The 12,652-nt window shown below is 38.5% G+C and carries 6 protein-coding genes and 2 pseudogenes; 3 read left to right on the top strand and 5 right to left on the bottom strand.

Annotated features, from left to right (window positions below; all coding sequences use genetic code 11):
• Positions 1–160 precede the first annotated feature (160 nt).
• Genes aroC through seqA form a run of 5 tightly spaced genes read right to left on the bottom strand, consistent with a single transcriptional unit; the run spans position 161 to position 9,910 of the window.
• On the bottom strand, positions 161–1,243 hold the full coding sequence (gene aroC, locus NYR89_RS03255; RefSeq protein ID WP_279446317.1) for a chorismate synthase: 1,083 nt from the start codon (positions 1,241–1,243) through the stop codon (positions 161–163).
• A gap of 12 nt (positions 1,244–1,255) precedes the next feature.
• Positions 1,256–4,564: a mechanosensitive channel MscK gene (mscK, locus tag NYR89_RS03250; protein WP_279446316.1), complete on the bottom strand. Its 3,309-nt coding sequence runs from the start codon at positions 4,562–4,564 to the stop codon at positions 1,256–1,258.
• A 17-nt stretch (positions 4,565–4,581) separates the two neighbouring features.
• Positions 4,582–7,932, bottom strand: coding sequence for a mechanosensitive channel MscK (gene mscK, locus NYR89_RS03245; RefSeq protein ID WP_279446314.1), 3,351 nt, complete (start codon positions 7,930–7,932; stop codon positions 4,582–4,584).
• On the bottom strand, positions 7,925–9,340 hold the full coding sequence (gene menE, locus NYR89_RS03240; RefSeq protein ID WP_279446313.1) for an o-succinylbenzoate--CoA ligase: 1,416 nt from the start codon (positions 9,338–9,340) through the stop codon (positions 7,925–7,927). The genes mscK (NYR89_RS03245) and menE overlap by 8 nt, the downstream gene beginning before the upstream one ends.
• Before the next feature lie 9 nt (positions 9,341–9,349).
• Positions 9,350–9,910 (bottom strand): replication initiation negative regulator SeqA, encoded by a 561-nt coding sequence (seqA, locus tag NYR89_RS03235; RefSeq protein ID WP_279446312.1) that lies wholly within the window; start codon positions 9,908–9,910, stop codon positions 9,350–9,352.
• Between the two features lie 121 nt (positions 9,911–10,031).
• Here seqA and NYR89_RS03230 point away from each other — a divergent pair, with 121 nt between their 5' ends.
• The 3 genes and pseudogenes from NYR89_RS03230 to NYR89_RS03220 all read left to right on the top strand — a co-directional run bounded on the left by NYR89_RS03230 (position 10,032) and on the right by NYR89_RS03220 (position 12,549).
• On the top strand, positions 10,032–10,817 hold the full coding sequence (locus tag NYR89_RS03230) for an alpha/beta fold hydrolase (RefSeq protein WP_279446311.1): 786 nt from the start codon (positions 10,032–10,034) through the stop codon (positions 10,815–10,817).
• 7 nt (positions 10,818–10,824) lie between these two features.
• A pseudogene (gene cmoA, locus NYR89_RS03225) lies at positions 10,825–11,551 on the top strand (carboxy-S-adenosyl-L-methionine synthase CmoA).
• Between the two features lie 206 nt (positions 11,552–11,757).
• Positions 11,758–12,549, top strand: a pseudogene (locus NYR89_RS03220) (enoyl-ACP reductase FabI).
• Positions 12,550–12,652 lie beyond the last annotated feature (103 nt).

Raw genomic sequence — 12,652 nt, 5'->3', positions numbered from 1 at the left:
GAAATTATGCCAAAGTAAACGTTCTGTAATTTTTTATCATAATAAAATAAAGGGTATGTTATTTATTTCAGTTTATATAATGTTATCCTCTTTTGCAAATCTCATAGATAAAAAACCCCTAGAACTTATGTTCAAGGGGATTGATGTATATTAACCCGACTTAACGGCATTGCGCCTTAAATCTTAGTAAATGATCCAACAAAATAATTGCGGTCATTGCCTCAGCAATCGGCACCGCACGGATACCAACACAAGGATCATGGCGTCCTTTCGTGACTAATTCTACCGGTTCATTATTCAAATTTACCGAACGTCCCGGCACCATAATGCTAGATGTTGGTTTTAAGGCAATATGGGCAATAATCGGTTGACCGGAACTAATTCCACCTAAAATGCCACCAGCATGATTTGATAAGAAGCCTTGCGGTGTCATTTCATCTCGATGCTCGCTACCTCGCCGCTCTACGACTGCAAAACCGTCACCAATTTCAACCGCTTTTACTGCATTAATTGACATCAGTGCATGAGCGAGATCCGCATCTAAACGATCAAACACCGGTTCACCTAATCCGACTGGTACATTTTCTGCCACAACAGTCAATTTTGCCCCGATAGAATCACCCTCTTTTTTCAATTCACGAATTAACGCATCAAAACCTTCTACAGCAACCGGATCTGGGCAGAAAAACGGATTACTTGCCACTTGTTGCCAGTCGATTTTACTGATATCCGCCACGCTTTCCGGATTGATTTTTACATTTCCAATTTGGGATAAATAACCTCGCACTTCAATGCCGAATTGCTCTCGTAAATATTTTTTTGCAATCGCACCGGTCGCAACACGCATTGCCGTTTCACGTGCTGAAGAACGTCCACCGCCACGATAATCACGAATGCCGTATTTTTGTTGATAGGTATAATCCGCATGTCCCGGACGGAATTTATCCGCAATATCACCGTAATCTTTTGAGCGTTGATCACCGTTTTTAATGATTAAACCAATGCTAGTACCGGTTGTTTTACCTTCAAATACACCGGACAGAATTTGGACTTCATCATCTTCTCTACGAGGTGTGGTATAACGTGAAGTCCCCGGTTTACGGCGATCTAGGTCGGGCTGAATATCCGCCTCCGACAGTTCCATATTCGGTGGAACGCCATCCACGATACAGCCTAATGCAATACCGTGCGATTCGCCGAATGTGGTTACTTTAAATAATTGTCCAATGCTGTTGCCTGCCATAATGCTTCCTTCTTATTTTGCTAAATTTTCACTCAATTTGACCGCTTGTTGTGCTTCTATTGCTGTATGCATATTGACATCTAACTGTTTGAAAGCGAATCGAATGTGATGTTGTTTTAATAATTCGGTAATCCGATAATGTAAGAAAGTTAATGTTTCCGAACGATCGCCTAATTCGCCGACAAACACTTCAATTTCATGCTCTAGTGCATTATCATGAAACCGTAAAATATTGATTGCCGGTTTCGGCTCCGCTACTACTTTAGGGGCTTCTGCAATTGCTTGCAAGATCAATTCCCTTGCTTTTTGCAGATTGTCGTCTAAGTGTACATTCAAAAAGAACTGCAAACGGGTAATCGTATTATTTAATGTCCAGTTAATAAAACGATCGGTGACAAATGCTTGGTTCGGTAATACCACTTCCATATTATCCGAATTAAGTAATGTCGTTGAACGTAAACGGATTTTAGTAATAAAACCGGTATGCTGTCCGACCGTTACTTTGTCCCCAACACGAATTGGGCGTTCAAATAATAATATCGATCCGGAAACCACACTGCCGAAAATTTCACGTACCCCGAAACCTAGACCCACAGATAATGCAGTGAAAATCCATTGAATTTTCGTCCAAGAAATCCCCAATGCAGAAAAGGCAGATACTCCGCCGATTACCACAATGATATAAATAAACATTGTAATCAGCGTTTGCGGTGTCCCTTTCGAGAATTTTATACGTGAAAAGAGAACAACCTCTAAAATACCGGCAATATTTTTGACCAAAGCATAGGTCACGACCACATATAAAAAGGCTCTCATCAGATTCAATAAGGTAATCGCTTCAACCTTCTCGCCGTCATTACTCTCAAATAAAATCACACCGTCCAAGTAATAAGCAATACTGATTAAATCGGACCACACGACATAAAGTAAGCCAAATAACACCACCCAGCCGATTAAATCTGTAATACGGAAAATTTGTTGGTTAACGACAGAAAGTTTTATCGATTCCTCTTCTTTCTTATGATCCTCTTTATGCGAATGATCCGTAGCTTGTTCCCGAATTTTCTGGCGTTTTTCCTGCAAACGGCGATAGGCTAAACGGCGAGCCGAAATCGTCACCGCTCGATAAGCAAAATAACGACCAAATACCCAGATAAGAATCACAAAGTAGCTATTCAATAAATGGGTAATCAAATAAATCGCCGTATAGTAATAGCCGAATATAATTAATACAATTAATGAGATTGGTACAACAATCAGCACTAAACGCAATAACTTAAATAAACTGACATTGCGAATTGTGCCGTCTTCAGTTTTCGCATTCTGATATTCAGTAATGCCTCGATCCAATAACGGACGTACTACCAAAAGACATAAAGCAAGTGCAACAATCGACATCACTTGTCCGATAACATCATTCGGATAACCGATAGTTTCAATCTGTGATGGGATTGACGAAATTAAGAGCAAGCCGATAATCCAGATCGATTGTTTAATAATACGCTGGAAAATCCGATTACTTTCCTGTGGCATGCCAAAGTGACGATAAGCCAGACCGTTCGGACGTAACAAAGAAAGTACCGTAGCAAAAAACCACCAGTAGATCGTTAATTTTACCCCCCATTGCCACGCGGCAATCGGGTTATTAAAGAATAAGAATGCGACTAAGTTATAGGCGGTAAAAAACATTAATGTACTTGGTAAGGCTAATAATAGCGTCCAAAACATCGCTTCCGGCGAATACCAATGGCTATCATTCTTTAAAGTATTTACTTGGCTTGCAATCTTAGACAAGCGGTCTTTTATCGCTTGTTTTTTCCAATTTAATAATAAGGAAATCAATAAAAAGAAACCGGTAAATAATGCAGTCGGTAGAAGATTTTTGCTGACATTACTAAAACTGACATATTTCGTTAATTCTGCGATTTCAGAAAACGCCAGTTTTGGAAATGCTTTAACCCAATCAAAGCCCATTGGATTATTACTATTAACCCAAAAACTTTGTTGCTGTAGTTGGCGTTGTAACGTGCTACTGATAGCATCAATTTGTTTCTGATTATTTTCAATATTAATCGATACATTGAGCTGACTATTAAGCGATTTAATAATATCGTCTAACAGTTTTTGACGCTCTTTCAATAATTTATTTAATGCTTGATTTTCTTCCTGAGTAAGCGGTTCTTCCAAAGAGTGGGTAAGATTTTTGACATACTCATCCAGTGTATATAGCTGATCACGTTGTTGAGAATATTCAAAAATATGCACACGCACATTAGCAATAGAGGTTGCCAGATCTTTATTTAATTTTGCGGTTGGCAATGCTTGCATCTGCTGATTAATGACTTTAGAAAGCACAAGCGTACCTTGCAGAACACTGATCTGTTCTTCAATATTACGCTGTGCTTGCGTTAAGCCTTCCAACACATTTTTAGTTCGTAGATCATCTTGCGAGAGCGTATTTAAAGATTGTGTTTGTTGCACTAAAAATTGACTTAATTCACGATTATGCTCCAACTCATCTTGAATTAAGAAATTTTGAATCTCATTCGTAACTTGCTGGTTCTCAACCTGTTGTGCTTTTTGCTCAGACAGTTTCAAACGCTTTGCATTTAAGACTTCCTGCAAGACTGCCAGTTGCTTTTGTAATAGCTGTTGTTTAGCCGTCGCTTCACTTCTCTTGCTTTCATCTAGCTCAATTAGTTTTTCTGCACTACTCACTAATAATGCATTAAATTTATTATTCGCATCAATATAATCAAGCTCAGCATTCAATCTCTCCAGCATCGCTTGGCTGAGTTGATTATTCGATTTCAGACGAGAGATCTCTTGTACTCGGTCCACATTTTGATCGGTAATTTTTTGGTGATTAACCAGTACATTACGGTTATTAGCAACTTTACTGTCCAATTCACTTAATGTGACCTGTACGGATTGTAGCTGAGTCTGAAATTCAGTTTGTTTTTGAGCTAATTCATCCAAAGAAAACGCATTAAATTCACTATGCTTAAGCGAATCGGTTGCCTCTTTATAATCTTTGATATGGCTTTCAATCTCAGATAATGCTTGAGGAAGCAATTGAAGCTGACGCTCCAATGCTTCGATATCGTTTTTCTGTTTTTGCGTTTGCTCGATAAATTGCAATGTTAGGCTAGGCGTTTGCGAATCAATATTACTGCCACTATCAAGCGTACCGGATTTAAATGCACTGATTTGATTACGTACACTTTCTCCGACTACTTGTTCCTGTGAGGTTTCCGCCCAACCGATATTCGAGAAGAATGCAAAAAATAATATTAACTGCCACGCTTTTTTTAACATCATAGGCAAACCTATTATCCTTATTTTTCGTTAAACTTTTCCGTTGACCATTTAACCTCTTCATTAGTTGCCTGATTTTTAATAAAGACATCTAACTGGTTAAAGGCTATTTCTATATTATGTTCGGTGAACAATTGATTAATACGTCTATTTAACTCATCAATCGTTCGTGTTCTGTCTAAAATCTGCCCTACGTGTACACGTAATTCATGATCTAACGTACTCGCACCAAAGGTCAGAAAATATACGACCGGAGCCGGATCTTTCAATACGCTGGTATTCTCTTCTGCCGCTTGTAGTAAGAGGCGTTTTACTAATTCAAGATCCGAACCGTAAGCAACACCAACACTCACCACTAAGCGAGTCATTGAAGATGTCAATGCCCAGTTAACGATTCGCTCAGTAATAAAGGCTTTATTCGGCACAATTACTTCTTTCTTATCATTATCAATTAATGTAGTCGCACGAATACGAATTTTTGAAACTGTACCATTAAACGTGCCGATAGTAATCATATCGCCAATACGTACCGGACGTTCAAATAAGATAATGATACCGGAAACAAAGTTCGCAAAAATCTCCTGCATACCAAAGCCTAAACCGACCGATAATGCAGTAAATAACCACTGTAATTTAGACCAAGACATTCCCAAGGTCGCAAAAGCAAAAGTTGCTCCTAATACGACTAACAAATAAGTCAATAATGTTGTCACCGTATATGGTGTGCCTTGAGAGAGTTTTAAATTAGAAAACACTAATGCTTCTAATAAACCACTTAAGTTACGAATTAACACATACGTAACAAAGATAATCCCGAATGCAACCAATAAATTCAGCAAGGTGATGGATTCCATCACGACACCCTGTGCAGTTTCGGTCGCTTGTTGCCAAAGCGTTACACCATTCAGATAATAAGCAACTGTGATTAAATCTGACCATACCCAATATAACAGAGCGAATAATACTGCCCAAAGCGAAAGGTCAATCAGTTTTAACATCTGATCTTTAATCTCACTAACCGCCAAAGTATCATCACGCAAATCAAACGGAATATCGTCTTCCGATTGAGTCGCAACTTGCTCAGAGTGCGTTACCTTAGCTAATGCCTGTTCGCGTTTTTCTTGTAAGCGGCGGAAGGCTAAACGTCGGGAAGCGATATTAAATGTGCGATAAAAGACATTACGTAAAATAATCCAAGTGATAACAGCAAAATAAGTTGATACTAAATGTTCAATAATAATTAAAGAAGTATAGTAATAACCTAATGCGATCAGTGTCACTAACGCAATCGGAGCAAGTAATAACACTAAACGAGCGATATTCAGTAAGAAGTTGCGAGGACTTTCTGCATCTTTATTTGTTACATTTTGATAGGTTGAAATTGCCTGTCTAAATCCCGGTGCGACAATAAAAATAATACTGATCAACACTACGATCGTAAAGACTTGCCCTATCACATCATAAGCAATCCCCATTTCCGTTACATTACTAAATACTGCGGTATTCAGCATTAAACCGATTACCCATACTGAACGCTTTAAAATCCCATGGAAAACCGCATTACTTTTTTGTGGCATATTAAAGTGGCGGTAACCAATACCGTTCGGACGCAACATTGCGACCATAAACGCAAAATAAAGCCAATATCCGGACATTTTTAATCCCCAAGGCCAGACTTCCGTCGGATCTTGGAAACAAATATAAGTCACCAAGATGAAAACCATTAAGAAAGTAAAGGTGCTTGGTAAACACAAAACTAATGTCCAAAAAATTGCAAACGGCGTATTCCATTGACTATCCGTTGCAACGGTCTTCATACTATTATTAATTTTAGTTAAGCGTTGTTTAATTTTTTCTTTCTGGCGAGAAATAATGAAAATACCGAGTGCGAGCAAAATCTCTAAAATACTTGCCGGCACGATATTATCTTTCCAATTTGAGAAATCGAATTTTTTGGCTAAATTGCTTAACTGAAAACCAGCTAACGGCAGAAAATTCTTAAACCAATCTTCATCTATCGAGCTATTACTTTTTACCCAGAAACTTTGTTGTTCTAATTTTTTCTGTAGCGTATCGCTAATAGTCTGAACCTGTTGTTGATTTAACTCGATATTAATGGATAAATTAAGTTGATTATTCAATAACTTAATCATCTCCGCTAAGATTTTAGAACGTTCGGTAACAATATTGGTTAACTGCTGTTTTTCCTTCTCTGTAAAACTGGTTTTCTCATCTTTTTCCAATTTTGCGATATACGTATTCGGATCAGAAATACTGTCTTTAAATTCAGTAATATCAAAGACTTTTACCCGTAAATCTGCAATTTGCTTAGACAGACCTTTTACCATCTGATCTTGCGGTAATGATTGTCTTTGCTTATTAATAATACGAGAAAGTACCAATGTACCTTGTAAAGAACTGATCTGTTCTTCAATATTACGTTGCGTTTGTTGCAAATTATCTAATACGCCTTTAATCCGCAAATTATCTTGGGATAATTGTGTAAGTTCTGTTGTTTGTTTCAACAATTCCTCACTAATACGCGTGTTTAGATCTAATTGTTTTACAATCAACGGATTCGTATCTACATTTGAATTTTTTTGCTGGGATTGTCTTGCTTGGGCAACTTTATTTTTTGACTCTTCAACTAATTTCGTATTAATTGCATTTTGTAAGTTGCTCAGCTCAGTCTGTAAATTTTGCTGTGCTAATTTTTTCTCTTCTAATTGACTATTATAGAGTGCTGTTAAATCATCACTACCATGCAGTAAAGATTGGTTATAGTCATTTTGTAAATCCAGTAATGCTAATTCCGTTTCTAATTTAGTTTTTTCTGCATCGGAAATATTAGCATTACCTAAAAGCGTATTAATTTCTTGCTTACGAGTCGCATTTGCCGTCAACGTGGTTTGAGCTTTATCCGGTGCCGAGCTTTGCGTGACTAACTTAGCATTAATTGCAGTCAAATCTTGCTGAATCGTTTCATTTCCTGCTTGTACTGTTGCAAGATCCTTCTGTAAGTCACTCATAGAGCGTTTTACCAGTACATCTAATGAAGGAACACTTATCTCACTACTTTTAAGTTTCTCTACATTTGCTTGGCTCACTTTCAGATCATGCTGAGAACTTTGAATGGTTTTTTCTAACTCAGCATTATCCGCTTTTTGCTTACTAATTTGCATCAGTAAGGCTTGCGTATTCTCAAGGTGCTGAATAAGTGTCTTCGTTGTATCATTCTGTTCGAGTTTTTTTGCTTCATCAATTTGGGTTTGGATCGTTTTTTCCGTTGGTAATTCCACCGCCCAAATAGTATGGCTACTTAACATTAGTGTTAAGCTGAAGAATAAGGGACTAAGCAGATGTTTAAGCATGATTTTTTCCTAATAATTGCATTAATGCGTTTTTCAGTTGTACACGTGAAATTTTTATTCCGCCCTGTTGCGGAGGCTGAACCAACTCTAACGGATAATAAGCGATAGGTTGTTTAAATTTTTCGAGCTTATCGCTAAGCCAAGCGGTTAACTTTTCACAATTTTTTACAAAATCCTGTTGGGTAAACTGTATGATTGCAACCGGTCTTTGCCCAAATTCTTGATCTTCTACCGGTAAAACAAATACTTGATTCACTAATCCAGATTGATAGATAACCTTTTCAACATCCTCCGGCTGAATATTTTCTCCGCCGGAAATAAACATATTATCCAACCGACCTTTCACGACTAATTTACCAGCGGCGTTCCATTCGCCACGATCTTTGGTTGGAAGCCAGCCTTCAGCATTTACTAGCGGTCGAATTTCACCATTATTTTGCAAATAACCGAGTGCGAGTCCACTCCCTTGAACCCAAATTTCATCGTGAACTATTTTAACTTCTCGCCCTTTTAGCGGATAACCAACATTATCCAATTCATTTTCTACGGCACAAATGGTTGATGCCATTTCCGTCATCCCATAACCGGAGTAACAAATAATGCCTTGCTGTTGTGCCTGTGCGACTAATGCTTTAGGAATCGCCGTACCGCCTAATAAAAATTTTTTAGTCTTAGTGATTTTCTCGGTTTTATTTTGTAGATAACGCTGTAATTGGGTTGGCACTAACGAAGCGTGTGAAACTTGATCCAAACACCTAAATAATTGATCTTTCTGTTCATTAATGACTAACGTTGCACCTTGGAGCAACCATCGCCATACGATTCCCTGACCGGACACATGAAATAACGGCAAACTGAGTAACCAAGAATCAGTTTGACTAAATTGCATTAATTCACATACGCCTTCCGCATTTTCTAAATGATTTTGTGCGGAATGCACTACCGCTTTCGGTATACCGGACGAACCGGAAGTTAAGGTGAACGTTGCCGGACAAGTCATATCCCAATTTGAGAGCGGATAAGCGGTCTGATTTTGTTGAAAATTTACAAAATGCTGATCGGTAATCAAAATCTCAATTTGATAAGTTGCCAGAATAGTTTGGCGTTGACTATCGCTGAGTGCAGGATTCAACATTAAAATCCGTTTTCCCATTGCAATAGTTGCACAATAGTACAACAAACCGATTAAACGATGAGAACCTGAGTAAGCTATTATGCCATCTGATTTTGTATCAAGTGAAATTAATAATTGTGCTGTTTGGGCGACTAACTGATGTAGTTCGCCCCAAGTGAGAGAGTGAGAGAGAAAAGGAAAATAAGCTGTATTTCCCTTTTCCCATATAATAGCTTGACGCGTTTGAGAATGTTTCGCCCAATAAACGATTGGAAAAAGGGAAAAGTCTGTCATAGTAGTCAATTAAGCGAATAAAGCACGAACACGTTCAATAAGGTGTTTAGGTAATGACATGGATTCCATCACCGCGGTCAGAATCAGACCTTTACGTGCCGTATTATTATTCGTGACGACCCAAAACGGCGAGTCAGGAATTTGTTTTGCTTTTACACTACTTCCGTGACTTAATAATGCCGCTTCACTGGTTGCAAAATAAGTACGCTCCGTACCGGTAACAATTTCAGTGGCTTGAGCAAATCCCTTGGAATCAGCCTGATGTAAAACAGAAAGCAACATTAAAAAACGCATAACATTTTTACTTTCATTAATAAATGAATCTGATTTTAGCGTTTTTTCCAGTTTATGTACGGTGTTTACGGTTAAATCTTCTTTCTTAACTTTTGCCTTTGTTTGTGCCAATTCTTTCAATTCATCAATCGTGTTTTGTTGCACCAACACAAAAGGTTGTGGCGATGAAGGTAAACGCAACAGACGACGTAAAATATCTGACGCACTTTCGCCAATTGCTTGGGTTCTACTTGCAATGTAATGATATAATTCATCATCGATTTCAATCGTTTTCATCCTATCCTCTTGTTTTTTTACTTTGATTTGCTTGTTAGAAAAAAATTCTAGGCATTATAATACAGATTCAAGATCTTTTTATAGGATCTTCATTAAATAACTGAATAAAAAATAACAACTTATGACAGAAAATACTTATCTTAATTATCAATTCCAGCCAGCGACCGAAAATGCCAATGCACAAACCATGGTTTTTTTACACGGCTTATTCGGTGATATGAATAATCTCGGCATTATCGCCCGTCAGTTTAGCGAGCAATTTAATATCTTACGTGTGGATTTACGCAATCATGGTCAATCTTTTCATGCCGATGAAATGAATTACCGCTTAATGGCACAAGACCTACAAGTATTGTTACAGCATTTAGGTTTAGAGAACAATATTGTGATCGGTCATTCAATGGGCGGCAAAACTGCAATGACTTTGGCCGATATCGCACCTGCTCTGATCGATAAATTAGTCGTGATTGATATTGCACCGACCGCCAATCCAACCCACCGTCATGACAATAATTTTGCTGGTTTATTTGCTGTGAAAGCGGCTCAACCTGCAACACGCCAACAAGCAAAAACTGTATTGGCACAATATGTGAAGGACGAAGGCGAACAACAATTTATGTTAAAAGCGTTCGATCCGCAAAAACCGGATTATTTCCGCTTTAATTTAACGGCAATTAAAGCCAACTATGAAAATTTGATGGGCTGGCACGAAGTCCTTTTCGATAAACCGACTTTATTTATTAAAGGCGGTGCCTCCGATTATATTCAAGCAAAAGATACCGACACGATTCTGAAGCAATTTCCACAAGCAAAATCATTTGTCGTTGCCAATGCACAACATTGGGTACACGCCGAAAAACCGGAAACAGTTGCTCGTGCCATTCAAAAATTTTTAGACAAGGAATAATAAGATTATGAGTAAAGATACGATTTTTTCCGCACCAATTGAAAAACTTGGTGATTTTACCTTTGATGAATCAGTTGCCGAAGTGTTTCCCGATATGATCCAACGTTCTGTACCGGGCTATTCGAATATTATTACGGCAATTGGTATGTTAGCTCAACGTTTCGTGACCGAAGGATCACAAGTTTATGATTTAGGTTGTTCCCGTGGTGCGGGGATTTTATCGATTCGCCGTAATCTGCAAACCAATCAAGTGAAAATTATCGGCGTGGATAATTCGCAACCAATGGTGGAACAGCTGCCGCTCGCATATCAATGCTTATCACTCTGATGTACCTGTGGAGATCCTTTGTGACGATATTCGCCATATTGAGATCAAAAACGCTTCGATGGTGGTACTAAACTTCACCTTGCAATTCTTACCGCGTGCGGATCGTCTTGAATTGCTGACTAAAATTTATCAAGGCTTAAACCCCAACGGGATTTTAGTGTTATCTGAAAAATTTACTTTTGCCAATGAAACCATGAATGAATTACTCATTGACCTACATCACACCTTTAAACGTGCCAACGGTTACAGCGAACTTGAAGTCAGCCAAAAACGTACCGCTCTTGAAAACGTGATGTTAACCGACAGTATTGAAACCCATAAAGATCGCTTAAAACAAGCCGGTTTTTCACAAATCGAACTTTGGTTTCAATGTTTCAACTTCGGTTCAATGGTGGCAATAAAATAAGTGAAGCGGTCAAATTTGTGAAAATTTTTACAAGAAACTGCTCGGATCAGACCGCTTGCCAAGCCTGATCACTTAGGGAAATTTGCGTAAGCGGTCGTTTTTTCGGTATAATTTGCAAAATCTCGTAGGGGCGTATCGCATACGCCCTTTATTTTATATGAAGTAAGCGTAATCCACGCTTCAATAATGTTCAAAAGGAATCCAGCATGAGCTTTTTAACAGGTAAACGCATTTTAGTAACGGGTCTTGCAAGTAACCGTTCTATCGCATACGGCATTGCAAAAGCAATGAAAGCACAGGGTGCAGAACTCGCATTCACTTATTTAAATGATAAATTACAACCGCGTGTTGAAGAGTTTGCAAAAGAATTTGGTTCAGACATCGTATTACCATTAGATGTAGCAACAGACGAATCAATCCAAAACTGCTTTACCGAATTAAGCAAAAAATGGGAAAAATTTGACGGTTTCGTACACGCAATCGCATTCGCACCGGGCGATCAATTAGACGGTGACTATGTAAACGCAAGAACCCGTGAAGGCTACCGTATCGCACACGATATTAGTGCATACAGCTTCGTCGCAATGGCACAAGCGGCGCGTCCATACTTAAACGAAAATGCGAGCACTTTTAACCTTAAGCTACCTAGGTGCGGAACGTGCGATTCCTAACTACAACGTAATGTGTTTAGCAAAAGCATCATTAGAAGCGGCAACACGTGTTATGGCGGCGGATTTAGGTAAAGACGGTATCCGTGTCAATGCAATCTCAGCAGGTCCAATCCGTACACTTGCAAGATCAGGTATCAAAAACTTCAAAAAAATGCTTTCTGCATTCGAGAAAACTGCGACGTTACGCCGTACCGTAACAATTGATGATGTAGGTAACTCAGCAAAGCATTCTTATGTTCAGACTTAGCTTCAGGTGTAACCGGTGAAGTATTACACGTTGATGCAGGTTTCAGCATTACCGCAATGGGTGAATTAGGCGAAGAATAATTCACGCTATCTATAAAAAAGGGACGCAGATATAGCGTCCGTTTTTTTATATTCCATGTATATTCTCTAAAAAATAGCCGATCTTCTCAGACCGGCTATATAA

This window comes from Actinobacillus arthritidis, from assembly GCF_029774155.1.
Taxonomy (GTDB): Bacteria; Pseudomonadota; Gammaproteobacteria; order Enterobacterales; family Pasteurellaceae; genus Actinobacillus; species Actinobacillus arthritidis.
Note: the sequence above shows the minus strand (reverse complement) of the source record. Positions and strands in the feature narration are given on the sequence as shown.